Source organism: Haloarcula marina (genome assembly GCF_024218775.1).
Classification (GTDB): Archaea; Halobacteriota; Halobacteria; order Halobacteriales; family Haloarculaceae; genus Haloarcula; species Haloarcula marina.
In genome coordinates, this window is the sequence record NZ_CP100404.1 from 2,193,798 (window position 1) to 2,211,064 (window position 17,267).

At 67.7% G+C, this 17,267-nt stretch carries 24 protein-coding genes and 2 tRNA genes; 2 read left to right on the forward strand and 24 right to left on the reverse strand.

Annotated features, from left to right (window positions below; translation table 11 throughout):
* Positions 1 to 134 precede the first annotated feature (134 nt).
* The 19 genes from NJQ44_RS11455 to NJQ44_RS11545 all read right to left on the reverse strand — a co-directional run bounded on the left by NJQ44_RS11455 (position 135) and on the right by NJQ44_RS11545 (position 12,045).
* Positions 135 to 1,766, reverse strand: a complete 1,632-nt coding sequence (locus NJQ44_RS11455) for a hypothetical protein (protein WP_254271485.1) — start codon at positions 1,764 to 1,766, stop codon at positions 135 to 137.
* 74 nt (positions 1,767 to 1,840) lie between these two features.
* A complete protein-coding gene (locus NJQ44_RS11460; protein ID WP_254271486.1) occupies positions 1,841 to 2,593 on the reverse strand; it encodes an isopentenyl phosphate kinase in 753 nt (250 codons plus the stop codon).
* On the reverse strand, positions 2,590 to 3,573 hold the full coding sequence (gene mvk, locus NJQ44_RS11465; protein WP_254271487.1) for a mevalonate kinase: 984 nt from the start codon (positions 3,571 to 3,573) through the stop codon (positions 2,590 to 2,592). The genes NJQ44_RS11460 and mvk overlap by 4 nt, the downstream gene beginning before the upstream one ends.
* Before the next feature lie 63 nt (positions 3,574 to 3,636).
* Positions 3,637 to 4,974 carry a cytochrome P450 gene (locus NJQ44_RS11470; protein ID WP_254271488.1) on the reverse strand — a complete coding sequence of 446 codons (1,338 nt, stop codon included), beginning with the start codon at positions 4,972 to 4,974 and terminating at the stop codon, positions 3,637 to 3,639.
* Between the two features lie 67 nt (positions 4,975 to 5,041).
* Positions 5,042 to 5,422, reverse strand: coding sequence for a DUF5518 domain-containing protein (locus tag NJQ44_RS11475; RefSeq protein WP_254271489.1), 381 nt, complete (start codon positions 5,420 to 5,422; stop codon positions 5,042 to 5,044).
* A 51-nt stretch (positions 5,423 to 5,473) separates the two neighbouring features.
* Positions 5,474 to 5,848, reverse strand: coding sequence for a DUF5518 domain-containing protein (locus NJQ44_RS11480; RefSeq protein ID WP_254271490.1), 375 nt, complete (start codon positions 5,846 to 5,848; stop codon positions 5,474 to 5,476).
* A gap of 101 nt (positions 5,849 to 5,949) precedes the next feature.
* Positions 5,950 to 6,744, reverse strand: a complete 795-nt coding sequence (rpsB, locus tag NJQ44_RS11485; RefSeq protein ID WP_254271491.1) for a 30S ribosomal protein S2 — start codon at positions 6,742 to 6,744, stop codon at positions 5,950 to 5,952.
* Positions 6,741 to 7,946: a phosphopyruvate hydratase gene (eno, locus tag NJQ44_RS11490; protein WP_254271492.1), complete on the reverse strand. Its 1,206-nt coding sequence runs from the start codon at positions 7,944 to 7,946 to the stop codon at positions 6,741 to 6,743. The genes rpsB and eno overlap by 4 nt, the downstream gene beginning before the upstream one ends.
* Entirely contained in the window at positions 7,943 to 8,122 is a 180-nt protein-coding gene (locus tag NJQ44_RS11495) for a DNA-directed RNA polymerase subunit K (protein ID WP_135303168.1), read from the reverse strand. Before NJQ44_RS11495 ends, eno begins: the two co-directional genes overlap by 4 nt.
* The gene (locus tag NJQ44_RS11500; RefSeq protein ID WP_135303169.1) at positions 8,119 to 8,319 is read right to left on the reverse strand and encodes a DNA-directed RNA polymerase subunit N; all 201 of its coding nucleotides are present in this window, start codon (positions 8,317 to 8,319) and stop codon (positions 8,119 to 8,121) included. Before NJQ44_RS11500 ends, NJQ44_RS11495 begins: the two co-directional genes overlap by 4 nt.
* A 12-nt stretch (positions 8,320 to 8,331) precedes the next feature.
* Entirely contained in the window at positions 8,332 to 8,730 is a 399-nt protein-coding gene (locus tag NJQ44_RS11505) for a 30S ribosomal protein S9 (protein ID WP_254271493.1), read from the reverse strand.
* The gene (locus NJQ44_RS11510) at positions 8,724 to 9,161 is read right to left on the reverse strand and encodes a 50S ribosomal protein L13 (RefSeq protein WP_254271494.1); all 438 of its coding nucleotides are present in this window, start codon (positions 9,159 to 9,161) and stop codon (positions 8,724 to 8,726) included. The genes NJQ44_RS11505 and NJQ44_RS11510 overlap by 7 nt, the downstream gene beginning before the upstream one ends.
* Positions 9,158 to 9,508 carry a 50S ribosomal protein L18e gene (locus NJQ44_RS11515; protein ID WP_254271495.1) on the reverse strand — a complete coding sequence of 117 codons (351 nt, stop codon included), beginning with the start codon at positions 9,506 to 9,508 and terminating at the stop codon, positions 9,158 to 9,160. The genes NJQ44_RS11510 and NJQ44_RS11515 overlap by 4 nt, the downstream gene beginning before the upstream one ends.
* 24 nt (positions 9,509 to 9,532) lie before the next feature.
* A tRNA-Leu gene (locus NJQ44_RS11520) sits at positions 9,533 to 9,617 on the reverse strand.
* A 103-nt stretch (positions 9,618 to 9,720) separates the two neighbouring features.
* Positions 9,721 to 10,503, reverse strand: a complete 783-nt coding sequence (locus NJQ44_RS11525; protein WP_254271496.1) for a DNA-directed RNA polymerase subunit D — start codon at positions 10,501 to 10,503, stop codon at positions 9,721 to 9,723.
* A 3-nt stretch (positions 10,504 to 10,506) separates the two neighbouring features.
* Positions 10,507 to 10,899 carry a 30S ribosomal protein S11 gene (locus tag NJQ44_RS11530; RefSeq protein WP_254271497.1) on the reverse strand — a complete coding sequence of 131 codons (393 nt, stop codon included), beginning with the start codon at positions 10,897 to 10,899 and terminating at the stop codon, positions 10,507 to 10,509.
* Complete coding sequence (locus tag NJQ44_RS11535; protein WP_254271498.1) at positions 10,896 to 11,408, reverse strand: 30S ribosomal protein S4; 513 nt, start codon at positions 11,406 to 11,408, stop codon at positions 10,896 to 10,898. Before NJQ44_RS11535 ends, NJQ44_RS11530 begins: the two co-directional genes overlap by 4 nt.
* A complete protein-coding gene (locus tag NJQ44_RS11540) occupies positions 11,408 to 11,935 on the reverse strand; it encodes a 30S ribosomal protein S13 (RefSeq protein ID WP_254271499.1) in 528 nt (175 codons plus the stop codon). Before NJQ44_RS11540 ends, NJQ44_RS11535 begins: the two co-directional genes overlap by 1 nt.
* A gap of 25 nt (positions 11,936 to 11,960) precedes the next feature.
* Positions 11,961 to 12,045, reverse strand: a tRNA-Ser gene (locus tag NJQ44_RS11545).
* A 191-nt stretch (positions 12,046 to 12,236) separates the two neighbouring features.
* Here NJQ44_RS11545 and NJQ44_RS11550 point away from each other — a divergent pair.
* Positions 12,237 to 12,539, forward strand: coding sequence for a hypothetical protein (locus tag NJQ44_RS11550; protein WP_254271500.1), 303 nt, complete (start codon positions 12,237 to 12,239; stop codon positions 12,537 to 12,539).
* Positions 12,540 to 12,590: 51 nt separating this feature from the next.
* Positions 12,591 to 13,652 carry an Mrp/NBP35 family ATP-binding protein gene (locus NJQ44_RS11555; RefSeq protein ID WP_254271501.1) on the forward strand — a complete coding sequence of 354 codons (1,062 nt, stop codon included), beginning with the start codon at positions 12,591 to 12,593 and terminating at the stop codon, positions 13,650 to 13,652.
* 49 nt (positions 13,653 to 13,701) lie between these two features.
* On the opposite strand, the gene NJQ44_RS11560 is transcribed toward NJQ44_RS11555, so the two are convergent.
* The 5 genes from NJQ44_RS11560 to cofD form a co-directional block, all read right to left on the reverse strand.
* Positions 13,702 to 13,893, reverse strand: a complete 192-nt coding sequence (locus NJQ44_RS11560; protein ID WP_254271502.1) for a 30S ribosomal protein S17e — start codon at positions 13,891 to 13,893, stop codon at positions 13,702 to 13,704.
* Between the two features lie 109 nt (positions 13,894 to 14,002).
* Positions 14,003 to 14,587 (reverse strand): DUF447 domain-containing protein, encoded by a 585-nt coding sequence (locus NJQ44_RS11565; RefSeq protein WP_254271503.1) that lies wholly within the window; start codon positions 14,585 to 14,587, stop codon positions 14,003 to 14,005.
* Positions 14,587 to 15,450: a triphosphoribosyl-dephospho-CoA synthase gene (locus NJQ44_RS11570; protein WP_254271504.1), complete on the reverse strand. Its 864-nt coding sequence runs from the start codon at positions 15,448 to 15,450 to the stop codon at positions 14,587 to 14,589. The genes NJQ44_RS11565 and NJQ44_RS11570 overlap by 1 nt, the downstream gene beginning before the upstream one ends.
* Positions 15,423 to 16,172: a tRNA-dihydrouridine synthase gene (locus NJQ44_RS11575; RefSeq protein ID WP_254271505.1), complete on the reverse strand. Its 750-nt coding sequence runs from the start codon at positions 16,170 to 16,172 to the stop codon at positions 15,423 to 15,425. The genes NJQ44_RS11570 and NJQ44_RS11575 overlap by 28 nt, the downstream gene beginning before the upstream one ends.
* Entirely contained in the window at positions 16,172 to 17,164 is a 993-nt protein-coding gene (cofD, locus tag NJQ44_RS11580; RefSeq protein ID WP_254271506.1) for a 2-phospho-L-lactate transferase, read from the reverse strand. Before cofD ends, NJQ44_RS11575 begins: the two co-directional genes overlap by 1 nt.
* Positions 17,165 to 17,267: the final 103 nt, after the last annotated feature.

A 17,267-nucleotide genomic window follows, 5' to 3' on the forward strand; every position in this document is an offset into this window, starting at 1 on the left:
GGAAGGGACTCGCGTCCCGACGACTATTCCCCGTCGTCTGCCGGCCGCCGAACCGCGAGTCGCGGGCGGCCGTGCGCTCGGTTATCCGACGTTACAACGTCACTTCTTAAAACGGTGTGGGTTCGACCCCGGCGCTACTCGTCGTCGAGCGCGTCCGACAGCGGGTCCGAATCCGTCTTCACGTCGAACGACTCGACGCCCTCGTCGGCGAGCGATTCGTCGTCCTCGGATTGGGCGTCGGTCGCTTCCTTCGACTCTCCGCCCTCGCTCGTCGCCGGGTCGTCGAAGATGTCGTCGGCCGTCCTCGGCTCGTCGTTCTCGCCGAAGAGGTCCGCCGTCGTCCGCGGTTCACTCGTTTCCGTCTCGCTCGATTCCGCCGGGTCGCTGTCGACCGGCGTGTCCCACGCCGACTGTGGTGACGAGTCCGTCCCGGTCGCTGTCGTCGTCTCCGTCGCCGCCGTATCGGCAGATTTCGTCGTTTCCGCGCCCTCGTCGTCCCCGGAATTCGTCTCGAACTCCGCCGGGTCAGGGGGCGACCACTCCTGCGGTTCGGCCTCTGGCGCGGGGGTCTGCTCCGCCGGGTCCTCTGCGGCGGCGTCGGCATCGACAGTCTCCTCGGACGTATCTCCCGTCTCACCGGTCTGCCCGCCGAAGATGTCGTCGACCGTCCGGGCCGTCTCCGCCTCCCCGGCCGCTTCGGCCGCGTCTGCCTCCGCGGTCGTCTCCGGCGCCGAATCGCCCCACGTATCCGCCGTCACAGATTGGTCGGCGGGTTCGTCCGCAAACTCGTCGCCCGCCTGTTCGACAGGCCCGTCGTCGGTCTCCGTCGTCTCGGCCGCCGATTCCGTCGGTTCGTCCTCCAGCGGCGCGGCGTCGGTCGATTCGGCGTTCGTCGGTCCGCCGAAGATACCGCTGGTTTCGGCGGACTCGTCTTCGCCGCCGTCGTCCGCGGATTCCTCGGGCGCATCGGTGGAGACGACCGTCTGCCGGTCGGCAACGGCGTCGGCTTCCGAGTCGGTCGCGGTGTCGGCGGGACTCTCGGCCGTCGCGGTCGGTTGCGTCTCCGCCGCCGCTGGCTCCGACTCGGTGTCGGCCGCCGGTGTCGGGTCCGCGCTGTCCGTGCCGTCGTCGGCATCTGTCGGGACGGTCGACGCCTCGGACCTGGCCGGGTCGGGTTCCGCGTCGGATTCGACTGTCTCGCTCTGCTCGTCGGCTGTCTCGGTGTCCGCGGCCGACGCGGCGAGCGGGTCCGGGGACGCTGGTTCGTCAGTTGTCGGGTCCTCTTCGGACGCGGATTCGGGCGCGGAGTCCTCGTGCGTCGGGTCCTCCTCTGCCGGTTCGTCGCTCGACTGCTCAGACGCCGGTTCGGGGGCGGATTCGGCTTCGTCGGTGCGCTCGGTCGCCGCGGCGACACCGGCAGCGGTTCCGGCAGCGGCGGCCGCGGCCGATTCAGACGCACCAGCCGTTTCGGCGGCCGGGGGCGCCGGTCGACTCGCGACGGCCGCAGTCGTGCCGACCATCGTCGCGTCGGCGACGAGTTTGTGGAGGAGTCCGAACAGGCCGGACAGCGAGAGGAGGACGCCGATGGCGGTGACGGCGATACCCAGCAGGGCACGGTTCGTCTCGACGGCGGCCGACGGACCCGGCGACCCGGCGAGGACGAACCCGATACCGACGAACGCGCCGCCGACGACGGCGACGACGAGTACGTACCCCACGAAGCGAGCGCCGTAGCGGTAGACATCGGGCAGGCTAACAGCGGACATGGTTCGACAATTGACAACGCCGGTGAAATAGGTTACGCCGACCGTACCCGCCGCCCCCGCCGATTGGGGTCGGCTTACCGCGGTTCCGCGCCGGTCGAATCGATGGTGGTCCCGGGCGACTCGCCCGCGAGGAACGCCGCCAGCGCCTCGGGACCGAAGACCGACGACGGGCTATCGAGCGCCAGCAACGCTCGCACTTTCCCGGCCATTCCGCCGGACACGTCCGTCGCGTCGCTCCCGCCGAGCGCGGCCGCCACGTCCGCGAACGCTTCGATTCGGTCGACGACGTCCCCGTCTTCGTCGAGGACGCCCGGAACCGTCGAACAGACGCCGACGCGAGTCGCGCCGACCGCCGTGGCGAGTTCGACCACGAGTTCGTCGCCGCTGACCACCGTCGCGCCCTCGCCCTCGTGGGCGACGAGGTCACCGTGGAGGACCGGGACGAACCCCTCGCCCAAGAGCGTCCGGACCTGTCCGGTCGGGAGCGTGAGCGCCCCGTCGGCGTCCCGCGACGCCGCGGAGAACGGGTGGACCGGGACGGCGGGGACGCCCCGTTCTTGCAGGGCGTCGACCACCGCGGCGTTCAGCCGCTTCATCGCGCCGTGAATGGCGGCGACCCCCGCCACGTCGTGTGTGCCCTGCGTCGTACTCACGCCGTAGTCGGCGGCGTGATGGTGACCGAAACTCCCGCCGCCGTGGACCACCACGAGGTCGTCGGTTCCCGCGGCGACGGCGTCCGCGGCGGCCGCCAGGGCGTCTTCGTCGACCGTCTCCGGTTCCGCTTTCTCGGTGACGACGCTCCCGCCGAGTTTCAGGACGGTCGTCATTCGCGCCGGACCCCGTCGGTGTCGAGTTCGGCCCGGAACGCCTCGGCGCACCCCGGCGTGTACTTCAGCGCCGTCAGCGAGTCGTCCGTGTCGTCCAGCGCGACGATACATCCGCCGCCGCCCGCGCCGGTGAGTTTCGCGCCCATCGCCCCGGCGTCCCGGGCCGCCCACACCATCGAGTCGAGCGACCGCGAGGAGACGCCGAGCGCCGCCAGCAGGCCGTGATTGAAGTCCATCAACTCGCCGAGCGTCTCGTGGTCGCCAGCGGCCAGTACCGACTCGCCTTCGCGGACCACGTCGCCGATAGCGCCGACGGTGTCCGCGGCGAAGTCGTACTCCTCGCGGAGACTCCGGACGCCCGCGACGAGTGCGCCCGTGTCGCCCGCACCGCCGTCGAACCCGATGACGAACGGCAAGTTACCGACGCCGTCGAGGCGGCGGCAGTCGTCGCCCTCGACGCGGACCACGCCGCCCATCGCCGAGCAGAACGTATCGGCGCGCGAGGCCTGTCCGTCTTGGACCGCCGATTCGACCCGATAGGCGCGCTCGGCGATTTCCTCGGGCGAAAGTTCGACCCCCAACTCCCGCGTGGCGGCGTCGATAGCCGCGACGACGACGGCGGCCGACGACCCGAGTCCCGCGCCGAGTGGGATGTCGCTCTCTATCTCTATCTCGAACCCCGCGTCCGGAGCGTCGGCGGCGTCGCGGACCTGCGCGACGGCCTCGTTGACGTACCCCATCGCCGCTTCGAGCAGGGGTTCCGCGGCGTCGACGTCCGGCCGCCCGTCGCCGTCGCCGGTGTACTCGACCGTGAAGCCGTCGAGTTTCAGGTCATCGGAGTGGATTCGCAACCCCTCGTCTATCTCCGTCGCCGTGACCCGTGCGCGGCGCTCTATCGCGCAGGGGACCGCTGGCTCACCGTAGACGACCGCATGCTCCCCGAACAGATACACCTTGCCGGGAGCGCTCGACGTAACCATACCCGCTCCTGTGGCCGCAGGGGGTTAGGCGTTTTCGGACTCCCGAGGCCGAAACTATGGCCGTCAGCGTTCGGCCACGCGCATCGACATCTCCTGTCGCGGGTGCGCGGTCAGCGACGGCAGCAACTCCAGGGGTGTCTCGCCGAGGAACTCCAGTCGGTACCGCTGGGCGACGGTGGCGACGATGAGTTGTGCCTCCAGCATCGCGAGGTGCTTGCCGATGCAGTGTCGCGGCCCGCCGCCGAACGGGAAGTACGCGAACCGCGGGCGCTCACTGGCCCGCTCAGGCCGCCACCGCTCGGGGTCGAACGCCTCGGGGTCGTCGTAGAACCGCGCCGAGCGGTGGACGCCCCACTGCGGGAGCATCAGCGTCGTTCCCGCGTCGACGGGGTAGCCGGACAGTTCGACGGCCTCGGTGGATTCCCTGAAAATCGTGTACACCGGCGGGTAGAGCCGCATCGACTCCTGAATCACCCACTCCAGATAGTCGAGTTCCCGGACGTGTTCCATCCCGGGTCGCTCGTCGCCGACCACGTCGTCCAGTTCCTCGTGGACGCGGCGTTCGGCTTCCGGATGCTCCGACAGCAGGAACCACGTGTACGTGAGCGTCAGCGCCGTCGTGTCGTGGCCCGCCAACAGCATCGTCATCATCTCGTCGCGCAACTGGTCGGGCGACTGCTTCCCGTCGTCGCGCGCCCGCAGGAGGACCGAGAGGAAGTCCATCGGGCCGTCCTCGTCAGTCCCGAGGGCGTCTTCGCGGACGGCGATGATGTCGTCCAACACCTCGTCCAGCGTCTCGACGGCGGTGTCGAACGCGGCGTCGTCCGGCATCGGCATCCACTCCGGCGCGGCGAACCGGAGCGGGTTCGGTTCGAACCGCTGGCCAAGCGGCATCAGTTGCTCCTCGATGGTCCGGACCCGCTCCTCCGAGAGTTCGACGCCCATCATCAAATCGAGGATGACGTCGAGCGTCGTTCGCGTCATCGCCTGTTCGGCGTTGACTACGTCGCCCGCGCTCCAGTCGGCGATTCGGTCCTCGGCGTGGCCGGTGATGCGTCCCGCCATCCCCGAGAGGCGCGCCATCGAGAACGCCGGATTGGCGAGGCGGCGCTGTCGCTCCCACGTCTCGCCCTCGCTCAGCAGGAGGCCGTCTCCCAGCAGGTCGCCGAGCGCGTCCCCCTGAAAGTCCGGCTTCCGGAACCGGTCGGACTCCGACACCAACACCCGCTCGATGGCCGTCGGGTCACACAGCATCACCGTGTCCATCGGCCCCATGTCGAACCGGGCCACGTCGCCGTAGGCCCGTTCCAGCGCCGAGATGAACCGGAACGGGTTCTTCGCGTACGTCCGACTGCTCCCGAACAGCGGTTCCCCCTTCGGCCCGGGTGGTGTTCGCGACATTGGCGGGGGTTAGGACTACGCACGTTTGAATCGTGTGCCAAATCGCGCCGTTCGGCCCCGCTCGCGCTTACAGCCACCGGCCGGGGTCGAGGTTCCAGTCCCTGTTCGCCGCGACCCACGCGCCGACGAGGCCACCGACGGCGCTCAGGCCGACGGTGTAACACAGGAAAAATCCGACGACGAGGGCGAGAAACAGGGCGTACGCGGGCGACGACGGCGGAATACCGAATCCCAGCAACCCCGCGATGTACACGGCCGGGAGGAACATGGTGAGTAGCGGGACCATCGCGCCGACGCCCGCGAGCGTCCCCAGCCACATCCCACGCGCGTATCCCCCACCGCGACGGTTCGCCGCGACGGCACCGCCGACGACTGAGGAGAACGGAATCACCGAGAGGACGAGCGTCACGAGCGCGCCCCACCCGGCGTCTCGAAGCGTCTCACGCATCACGTGGCGCTGTCGACGGCTGTCAGTAAATAGGTGTCTCCCGAAGACCGTTCAGTTGCCGATGTCGGTGTCGTACTTCACGTAGTTGCCGAGCCACCCACCGACGGCGCTCAGACCCACGACGTAGACGGCCGCGAACAGGACGCCGACCACGAAGAACAGGAAGCCGAGCGCACCGACGGCCCGCGGCGCGCCCGCGAGGACGAACGCGAACACCACGAACACGAGCGCGAACAGGACGGCGGCGAACACCAGCCCGATGACGCCGGAGATAATGCCGACGCGGAGGCCGTCGTTTCGGTCGCCGCCTTCGAGGTACCCAGCGAGCGCACCGCCGAAGACGGGGGCAAACGGGACGAAACCGCTCAGAAGTGCCGTCGCGACGGCACCGATAACTGCGTTGAGGAGGGTATCTTGCTCTGCCATCGCCGCGGGCTACTCGCGGGTCTGTGGTAGCTCTTGTGCCCGGCGTCGCCACTCGGCGGGGGTTCGGGAAAGCGAAGTGATAGCGAGAATTCGAGCGTCGGTTACAGGTCGGACTCGAAGTCGTCGAGTCCGTAGGCGGGTTCGGCCCCGCGGCGGTCGAGCGTCTCGTTGGCCAGCAGCCAGTAGACGACCGACAGCGCTTTTCGCCCCTTGTTGTTCGTCGGGACGACGAGGTCGACGTTCGAGGTGGTGTTGTTGGAGTCGCACATCGCGATGACCGGGATGCCGACCGTGATGGCCTCCTTGACCGCCTGGGAGTCACCGATGGGGTCGGTGACGACCACGACGTCCGGTTCGATGTAGCCGTCGTAGTCCGGGTTGGTCAGCGTTCCCGGGATGAACCGACCGGTGCGGGCGCGAGCGCCGACCGCTTCGGCGAACTTCTCGGCCGGGAACCGACCGTACTGGCGCGACGAGGCCACGAGAATCTGCTCGGGGTCGTAGTTCGCCAGGAAGTCCGCGGCGGTGCGGATGCGCTGGTCGGTCATCGAGACGTCCAGCACGTACAGACCGTCGTTACGGACGCGGTGGATGAACCGCTCCATGTCCTGGGTCTTCTGCTGGGTCCCGATGTGGACACCCGCGCCGAGGTAGTCCTCGACGGGGATGAGGAGGTCGGCCTCGGACTGCTCGTCGGGCATGACGTCCTCGTCGAGCTGGGGTCCGGCGTCTTCCGCCTCGTCTTCGACTGTCTCTGCGTCGGCCGCCTCTTCGGCGACTTCAGCGGACTGTTCGGCTTCCGTCTGGCCCTCGGCGTCGGCGACTTCCTCGTCCTCGTCGGACGGGTCGAAGTCGGATTCGGACGCGTCGAGACCCTCTTTTTCGTTGCCGCTCATACTGCGTTGTCTTCGATACGGATGAGTTCGTTCAGTTTGGCTGTGCGCTCGCCCCCGACCGCGCCCGTCTTGATGAACGGGGCCGCGGTCGCCACGGCGAGGTGTGCGATGGTGGTGTCCTCTGTCTCGCCGCTCCGGTGGGAGACGACGGACTCGTAGCCGTTCTCGGTCGCCAGTTCGATGGCGTCCACCGCGTCGGTGAGCGTCCCGATCTGGTTGGGCTTGATGAGGATGGAGTTGCCCGCACCGGCCGAGATACCGGCCTGCAGTCGCTCGACGTTGGTGACGAACAGGTCGTCCCCGCAGATGAGCGTCTGGTCGCCGACCCGGTCGGTCAGCGTCGCGAAGGCCTCGTAGTCGTTCTCGTCGAGGGGGTCCTCGACGTAGACGAGGTCGTACTCCTCGACCTTCTCGGCGATGTAGTCTATCTGCTCTTCGGTCGTCTTGACGCCGTCGTCGTAGACGTAGCCGTCCTCGCCGTCGTCGTACAGTTCCGCACCGGCGACGTCGAGGCCGAAGGCGATGGCGAAGCCGAAGTCGTCCGCGACGGTTTCGACGGCTTCGTCCATGATTTCGAACGCTTCGTCGTCCGAAACCGATGGGGCCCACGCGCCTTCGTCTCCCTTGCCCGAGGGCAGGTCGCGGTCCTGCAGGATGTCGTGGACTTCCTGGTGGACCGCGGCGTTGGCGAACACCGCTTCCTCGACGCTCGGCGCGCCGACGGGGGCCGCGAGGAACTCCTGAATGTTCGTCGCGTCCGCGGCGTGTTCGCCGCCACCGATGATGTTACCCAGCGGCGTCGGGAACTCGTTGCCCCGGAACGTGCCGCCGAGGTGCTGGAACAGCGGTGCGCCCAGCACGTCGGCACCGGCTTTCGCGGCCGCCATCGAGATGGCGACGGCGCTGTTCGCGCCGATACCCGAGAAGTCGTCCGTGCCGTCGGCGGCGTGTAGCGCCGCGTCGACGTCACGCTGGTTGCCAGCGTGGACCTCACCGATGAGGCGCGGGAACGCTTCCTCGCGGGCGTTCGCGATGGCTTCCTGTGCCGGGAGTTCGATGGCCTCGTACTCGCCGGTGCTTGCGCCGCTCGGTGCCTTGCCGCGGCCGAAGCCCCCACTCTCGGTGAGGACGTCGGCCTCGACGGTCGCGTTCCCACGCGAGTCGAGGACGCGGCGGAGTCGTACGTCAGTGATGAGCGTCATTTGTGGTCACCTCGTTTGACTGTGAACGGAAGCACACCGGCGTCGTACTCCTCGGCCGCGATGAGGATTGGCTGGGTGTGTTCCGTCTCGATGAGGACCGGGGCGCCGTGCGCCAACTGCAGCGCTCGCGCGCCGAGTTTGCGGGCCTTCTCGTAGCGGCTTTCCTGTGCGTTCATTGGTAGGGTGCGACGATGTCGACGAGGTCCTTGTGTGAGACGAGCATACGGCGACAGCAGTGTCGCTCGACGCCGAGTTCGTCGAGGACCTTCTCCGGGTCCTCCGGGTCTTCGGCTTCGCGCGTGCGTGCCTTGAACTCTTCCCAGTGCTCGCCGACGACGTTACCACAGGTGAAACACCGGACCGGTACCATCATACTTGAATCACCTCAGCGGTAGGATTTCTGGTAGCGGGCCCGAGCGCCGGGACCGCCCCACTTCTTGGATTCGGACTGGCGAACGTCGTTGACCAGCAGCGAGCGGTCGAATTCCATGAACGCGTCGCGGAGTTCCGCGTCGTTCGTGAAGTCGACGAGACCGCGGGCGATGGCGGTTCGGGCGGCGTCGGCCTGCCCCATGACACCGCCACCTTCGACGGTGACGTCGACGTCGACGTCGTCGCGGAGTTCGTCCTCCGCGATGCGGAACGGCTCCAGCATCTTCAGCTGGGCCAGCTCCGGGTCGACCAGTTCGACCGGCTGGGAGTCGATACGCACGCGGCCCTCGCCCTCACGGATAGTCGCGCGGGCGACGGCGGTCTTCTTCTTTCCAGACGTGTTCGTTACCATGTCTTGTTCGCTCCGAGTGTCTCGCTCACTTCGCCGAGCGAGACGAACTTGATGTTCGACAGTCGGTCCAGCGAGGTGCCTTCGAGGACATCACTGTCCTTGTCGTGGGGGTTGCCCACGTAGACACGGACGTTCTCGAACGCCTCGCGGCCGCGCTGCTTCTTGTGGGGCAGCATGCCGCGAATCGAGCGCTTGAGGATGCCGTCCGGTCGCTTCGGGTAGAAGTACCCGTTGTCGTTGCCGATGTCGACGCGCTTCTTGTACTTCTCGGTAATCTGGTCTTCACGACCGGTGATGACCGCGCGTTCGGCGTTGACGACGGCGACGGACTGTCCGTCGAGGGCTTTCTCGGCGACTTGCGATGCCACGCGGCCCATGATACAATCACGGGCGTCGACGACCACGTCGGCGTCGAACTCTGCGAGGCTCATCGAATCACCCGCACGTGAGAGCCCTCTGGGTTGTTTTCGATTGCCTGTTCGAGTGATACAGCCTCTCCGACCTGGTCGATTTTCTTCTCGGCGGTTCCAGAGAAGTCGACTGCGGCGACGGTGACGTCCTTCTGCAGGACACCGGAGCCGAGCACCTTACCGGGCACGACGACGGTTTCGTCGTCCTGGGCGTACCGTTCGATACGACCGAGGTTGACTTCCGCGTGCGTGCGCCGTGGTTTTTCGAGGCGCTCGGCGACGTCGCCCCAGACGTTGCCACCCGCGGAGCGGGCGGCCGACTTCAGGTCGGCGATGAGACTACTGAGTCTCGGGTTCGTCTTGCTCATAGAGTTCCTCCTTTGTAGGAAAAGTGCAGGGAGCAGGATTTGAACCTGCGGACCCCTACGGGACAGCGCCCTGAACGCTGCGCCGTTGGCCAGACTTGGCTATCCCTGCTCGCATTGTTGCGTATTGCGTGCCCCGTAAAACCCCTTTCGGTCCTCGCGCTCGGGGAGCGGGCGGTCATCGGCGTCGAATGGGTGTTTCGGGGCATGTGTCGTTACAGTTGGACTGCGTCTTTCAGTTCGGTCGCGCGGTCACGCAGCGTGTCGACCGCGCGCAGGACCAGTTCGTCCGTGGTGAACGAGCCGTCGGTCTCGACGTGGAACACGAAGGCGTTCTCGACGTCGGTCACTTCGACCTCTTTTCCGGGGTAGCGCTTGCTGAGGTCGTTGTCGAACGCCTCGGTCGGGACGAGGTCCCCGTCCGTCGCGTCGGGGTCGGCGGCGTGTTCGGCCGCGCCCTCCTCGATGACGCCACGGAGGATGTTCGGCTCGTCGTCTTCGAACTCGCCTTTGTCCCCGACGACCTCGACACGCTGAAGGTGTCGGTAACCGACGGCCACGCCGCCCTGATGTTTGGCGTGTTCCTTGCCGGTGTCGAGGACGGCCTCGGCCTCGAATTCGAGGCGCTGGCCGTCTTTCAGGTCGATGATGGGGACGTTGTCGTCGGCGGGTTCGACCAGCGGGTCGCTGGAGACGATGTCGCTTGAGTAGGCCGTGTTCGGGCCGTCGACAGACAGCGACAGCGTCACTTCGTCGCCGACCTCGAAGTCGTCGAGGTCGGTCGTGAGCGGGACCAGCCCCAGTCGGAGGCCGATCTGCTCGTTGAACATGACGCTGGTGTTCTCGATGACCCGAACCGTGTCGATGCTGAACGTGGGCACGTCGGCGATCATCGCCCGGCGGATGCCGTTGGCGAACGCCGGGGTGATGCCCCGAATCAGCACGAGCGACTCTCGGTCGCCGCGTTCGACGAACTCAACCTCGTAGTCCTGTGTCATGGATTAGAATCCGGAGTTTTTGGGTGCGCGAGTGCCGTCGTGCGGCGTCGGCGTGACGTCCTCGATGCGACCGATTTCGAGGCCGGCACGGGCCAGCGCTCGGATGGTCGCCTGCGCGCCCGGCCCGGGGGAGGTCTGCTGGTTCCCACCGGGTCCGCGGACGCGGACGTCGACGCCCTCGACGCCGCGGTCGAGGGCCTTCTCGGCGACGACTTCTGCCATCTGCATGGCGGCGTAGGGGGACGCCTCGTCGCGGTTCTGCTTCACGACCGTCCCGCCGGAGCTCTTTGCGAGCGTCTCCGCGCCGGTCTGGTCCGTGATGGTGATGATGGTGTTGTTGAACGATGCGTAGACGTGGGCGACGCCCCAGATGCCGTCGTTCTGTGATTCGCTCATTCTTGGGCCTCCGCGCGCTCAGGATGCAGTTCGTCCGAAAGGGAGCTGTTCTCGTCGAAGCCGACCGTGTCCTCGACGGCGACGTCGACTTTCATCGACGGGCGCGTGACGCGCTGGCCGTCCAGCACGATGTGGCCGTGGACGATGAACTGTCGCGCCTGCTCGGGCGTGTTCGCGTAGCCCTTGCGGTAGGCGACGGTCTGGAGTCGGCGTTCGAGCACGTCGGTCACGTCGAGCGACAGCACGTCGTCGAGCGTGTCCTGTTCGCTCAGGATGCCGTAGCGCTTGAGGCGGGCGAGGAACTCGTCGGCCTCGTCCGTGTCGGCGGTCTGGCCGAGCAGTTTCCGGGCCTCGCGGCGGTAGCCACGAAGCTCGGACTGGGCGCGCCAGAGCTCCTCCTTGTTCTTCAGGCCGTAGCGGCCGAGGAGATTGCTCTCGTCGGCGATTCGCTCGCCCTGGAACGGGTGGTTCGGCGTCTCGTAGAACTTCGTGTTGGAGCCGAGCGCCATTATTCGTCACCCTCCTCGGCAGCTTCGGCCTGCTCTTCTTTGATCGCCTCGACGTTGACGCCGATGGTCCCCTCGGTACGACCGGTGGACTTCGTGCGCTGACCGCGGACCTTCTGCCCGCGCTTGTGGCGGACGCCGCGGTACGAGTCGATCATCTTCATGCGGTTGATGTCCTGCCGACGGGTGAGCTGGAGGTCGTTGCCCGTCTCGTGGGAGGACTCACCGGTGAAGTAGTCCTTCTGGTGATTGGTCATCCACTCGGGAACCTCGTCGGCGAAGCTCTCGACGTGTTCGACGACGGTGTCGATGACGTCGTCGTCGAGTTTCCCGAAGACCGCGCGGCGGTCCACACCAGCCTGCTGGGCGATGATGCGGGCGGCGCGGTGGCCGATGCCGTTCAGTTCTGTCAGTGCTCGTTCGACGGACTTCGTCCCGTCGAGGTCTGTCTGTCCGATACGGACGAAATAGCGGATGTCCTCCTCCTCTGCATCCGCGTCCTCGCCCGCGTTGGGGTCTTCTGCACTCATATATGGGTAATCGGTTAGGGGTGAGCGTCGTGGCTGGGATTCGAACCCAGGAGGCTGTACGCCACAGAGTTAGCAACCCTGCGCCTTGGGCCAGGCTTGGCTACCACGACACACGCTGTCTCTGAAACTCGCGCCCGCGTCGCACGGACTCGGGGGCCGGTCCCCCTACACGAGTGTGAGATGACCTATTCTGGGATTGTATTTAAACGCAACGAACCGGCTCGGGCGCGTGATTCCGTTGCACGGGCGCGGTATGGCACCGATACACAACCGATTTGCGGTCGGCGACCGACGCACCGCTATGGACGAGCACGCACCCGACGAAGACACCACGACCGTCGACCCGGCGGACCGCCAAGCCCTCCGCGAACACCTCGGACGGTTCGCCGGGAGTACGGCGGTGAGCGAAGCCGACGACGGCACGCTGACCGTCGAATTTAGCCGGTCGACGTTCGTCGCCGTCGGTCCGAACGGGGCCGTCTCGACTGGGATGCCGCTCCACGGATTCGACGGGACCGCCCAGAGACTCGTCTTCGACCACCGGGCTGGCGAACTCCACGTCGAGGCCGACGGCGGGGTTTCCTACACGTTCCGGCGGCCGTGACCCACAGGCCTGTCACAATCCTTATCGCACCTCCGTGGCCTAACCGAAGGCATGAACGAGGACGACGTTCGTGAGCGACTCCGGACCGTCGAGGACCCGGACCTCGGGGACGACATCGTGTCGCTGGGGCTGGTAAACAGCATCGAGATGGCGGACGGCGAGATTCACGTCGACCTCGCCCTCGGTGCCCCCTACTCGCCGACAGAAACAGACATCGCCAACGAGGTGCGCGAGGCGCTCTCGGACCTCGACCGCGAGATAGCGCTCTCGGCCAGCGTCGACCGCGGCGTCTCCGAGGAAGAGGACCCGCTCCCGAACGTCAAGAACGTCATCGCCGTCGCCTCGGGGAAGGGCGGCGTCGGGAAGTCGACCATCGCCGTCAACCTCGCCGCTGGACTATCTCGTCTGGGCGCACGCGTGGGACTGTTCGACGCCGACGTGTACGGCCCGAACGTCCCGCGGATGCTGGACGCCGACGAGTCTCCGCAGGCCACCGAGGACGAGCAGATAATCCCCGTCGAGAAGTACGGGATGAAACTGATGAGCATGGACTTCCTCGTCGGCAAGGACGACCCGGTCATCTTCCGCGGCCCGATGGTCGACAACGTCCTCACGCAGTTGTGGAACGACGTTCGCTGGGGCACCCTCGATTACATGGTGGTCGACCTGCCGCCGGGGACCGGCGACACGCAATTGACGATGCTCCAACGCGTGCCCGTTTCGGGGGCCGTCATCGTCACGACACCGCAGGAAGTCGCGCTGGACGACGCCCGGAAGGGCCTGCGGATGTTCGGTCGTCACGAGACGCCCGTGCTGGGCATCGTCGAGAACATGTCGACGTTCGTCTGCCCGGACTGCGGCGGGGACCACGACATCTTCGGGAGCGGCGGCGGCCGCGAGTTCGCCGACGAGACGGACATGCCGTTCCTCGGCGAGGTTCCGCTGGACCCCGGCGTGCGCGAGGGCGGCGACAGCGGGCAGCCACTCGTCTTGGACGAGGACGACGAGACGGGCGACGCGTTCCGGAACATCGCCGGACGAGCGGCCAACATGCAGGGCATCGTCCACCGGCGGCGACAGTCCGAACGGCAGTCGGGGCAGGCCGAGCAGTAGCAGGAGCCGTCGCTATCGCTCGGCGGCAAGAGCAGAGAGAAAGACCGGATTACGCTTCGACGGGGTTGTTGTACTTGCGCGTGACGTAGCCGGCGATGCGGTTGCGCACGCCCTTTGACTCGATGTTGGTGACTTCCTCGACGACGTCCTTGTTGTGTTCGAAGTCGGCACCGAAGGCGTTCGGGTATCGCTCCATCAGCAGTGTCCCAGTCTTCTTGACGTAGGCGGGCTTGATTGCCATGCGCGTTTGTTGCTAGGTTGCGTTCAAAAAGGGTTCGACTTCGGGTTCTGTCAGCGTGTGAGTCCCTGTCGGTGTCGTCGCCCCCCGACCGATGCCGAACACGCAGCGGTCACCACTCCGCGTCGACGAGTTCGCGAATCCGCTCGAAGGCCGTCCGTTCGCGGTCGCTCCCGGCCGTGTCGACGACCGACTCGAAGTACGCGAGTCGGTCCAGTAGCGTCTCGCGGTCGTAAGCGTCCACGTCTAGCCGCGAGGCCGCGACGGTGGCTTCGACCACGGCGGCGTGACCCCGGTTCGTCGTCGGGACGACGCGTCGCTCGACGCCGACACTCTCCGGGTAGAGACCCCACTCGACCCACTGCGTCTCGCTCTCCCTGCCGTCGGCGAGTCGGTCGGCGCGGACTTCGACCCACGCGTCGACGCTGTGGAGAACGGGGTCGTCCACCTCCCACACCGACAGGGCCGCGTTCGCGAAGTCCACCGGGTCTCGCGTGAACTGGACGTACGCCTCGCGACCCGCGTCGAAATTGCGCCACGTCCGGGTGCGGCCCCACGTCGTCGCCGTGGCAGGACCACCGCCCTCCGGTTCGTGTAGACCGAGCGCCGCGACGTTCCAGCGGTCGTTCGGCCCGTGCGTCGTCACTACCGACTCGGTGACGCCCGCGAGTTCGACCGGCCATCCGACCTCGCTCATCAGACGACCAGCCCCCGTTCGAGGGCGACGAACAGCGCCCCGGCGACGAGGTCGGCCGTCGTGCCGGGGTTGATGTCACGCGCGACCAGTTCCTCGGCCAGTTCCGTCGCGTCCTCCTCGCCGTCCAAGACGGCGCGTGCGCGTCGTTTGACTTCAGCGGCGGCGTCGGGGCCGTTTCGCGTGAGTACGAACGTGTCCACCTCCTCGGCCAGCAGTTCGATGAACGCGCGGGCGGCGCGGTCCGAGACAGGGCCGTCGTCGTCGAGAATCCCGTCGGCGGCGTCGAAGACCCGACGGAACCCCGTGGTCCACTCGACGGCGAGTCCGTCGGCGTCCGTGCTCCCGTCCATCACGTCGTACAGCGTCAGCCCGCGGTCTTCGAGCGTCGGTACCGCGTCTGCCCCGCGGCGCACGTCAAGGGGTTCCATCCCCGCGGGCGGGTCGTCGACGGCCACCTCGACGTGTTCGAACGCGCGATAGAAGTCCGCGGCGTCGTCGACGGTGGTCGCTCGGGCCACCTCGGCGGCCCCCTCCGGCGTCAGGTCGCCGCCGCTGGCCGCGGCGACCAACGGCGTCAGCACCAGCAGCGCCCCGAACTGGGTGTTGCCCGCCGACTGGTCGGCCATCCCGGCGACCGCTCGCTCGAAGGCGTGGCCCACTGGCTCTCCGGCCTCGGCGAGTTCGAAGCCCGGTCGCGCACCGACCGCGCCAGCCATGAAGTGCTCGAATCGCAGGTCGTCGAAGTCTCGCTCGCGGTCGACGTTGCCCGGTTTCGGCGTCCCGGTCACCTCCAACAGGAGGGCGAGTTCGGCGTTCTGCGCGATAGAGCGACGGCTCACTGGGCCACCTCTCGTCCGAACCACTCGTCGGCGGCCGTCCGAACCGTCCGGAGAATTGTGGGGTCGTCGCTCGGCCGCCCGACGCTCACGGCGTCGGCCCCGTACTCGAAGTACTCGGTCGCAGTCTGCCGGTCACGGACGCCGTTGTTGGCGACGACTAAGCAGTCGGTCGCGTCGGCCACCGCACCGACCACGGCCTCGGAGTCCATCGCGTCGACGTGTATGACCGCGGCCCCCGCGTCTTCGATACGTCGGGCGACGGCCGAGAGGTCGACGCCGTCGAGTTCGGCCCGGACCTTCACCGAAACGTCAGCACCGGTGTCGGCGGCCGTACGAACCTGTTCGGCCAGTCTGTCGGGATGCCGGAGCAGCGACTCGCCCGCGCCCGCCGCGCACATCTCCGCCTGTCGACAGTGGGCATTGACTTCGATAATCGCGTCGTGTCGCTCGCAGACCGTTGCCGCCCGTTCGAGAGGGCCGAGCGTGGCGCTCCGGACGTTGAACGCCGGGCGGAGCGGTGCGTCCGCGAGCGCCGCCAACTGGGCGTCGACGAACGCGACGGGGTCCTCTGGGAGGAACTCCGAGCGGTCCCGCCCGGTGACCATCTCGCGTGCGGCCGCCCGCGTAGCGTCGTCGAGGGCGATGCCGCCGAGGAAGGCACATCCGGCGTGGTCGGCCGCAGCGCGCGCCCAGTCGGCGTCTGCCTCGCCGCTGAGACTCGCCAGCGCGAGGCGCGGTTCGAACATCAGGCCACCTCGTCGAGGGCGTCCGCGACGGCGCGGGCCACGCGGTCCGCGTCCGCCTCGTCGTCCAGCGTCGTGTCGGTTCGGACGACTGGGCGGTCCAGTTCGGTCCCGTCCTCGGTATCGAGGACGAACGCGTCTGCGAACGGGTAGCCCTCGGCCATACCCGCCGTACTCGGCTCACGGCCGACGCCATCCATCAGGTCCGCGGCCGGGCCGGAGAACACCTCGTCCTCGACGAACGGCGAGACGGCGACGACGGGCGTGTTCTCGAGTGCGTCTCGGATGCCCTCGACGGCGAGCATCGGCCCGAGCGACGTGACGGGGTTCGAGGGGCCGAGGACGACGGGGGCGTCGAGCGCGTCGCGGACGGCCTCCGTCGTCGTCGCCAACTCGCTCCCGCGGAACTCCACGTCTTCGACGTCGGGGTCGCCGTTTCGCCCGACCCACCACTCCTGAAAGTGCATCTGTCCCTGCGGCGTGTGGACGATAGTGGCGACGGGGTCGTCGCTCATCGGCAACAGCGTCCGGTCGAGGCCGAACGCGTCGGCGAGGGTCCGAGTCACCTCGGTCAGCGTGTGCCCCTCGTCCAACAGCGAGGTCCGCGTGACGTGGACCGCGCGGTCGCGGTCGCCGATGTGCATGAACTCCGCGACGCCCGAGAAGCGCCGCCACCGAGCGATGTCTCGGCCGGTCGTCTGGCGGTTGGCGGGGAGGTATCGCGGGCCGGGTTCGAGGGCCGCCGCGTCTGCGAGGCGGTGGAGTTCGTCGTGGGTCGCCGCCGTGTCGTCGGCGATGCCCCACCACGTCTCCCGGTCGAGTTCGCCGCCGTCGAGAAACAGCACCGTATCGAGGTCCGGGCAGACGAGGTGGCCGCCCAGTTCCACGTCGTCGCCGGTGTTGGCGACCACCGTCGTCGCCGCGGGGTCGAACACGTCGTCGGCACCGGCGAGGAGTTTCGGCGTCCCCGTCCCGCCGGCAAGGAACGTCACCATACGCCGACGTACGGTGGACTGACAGTATAAGCGTGGTCCCTCACGGCGACGAGCGCCGCCGTCCTGTCAACCGTCGAAGAATCAGTCCTGAGAACTGCGGGGG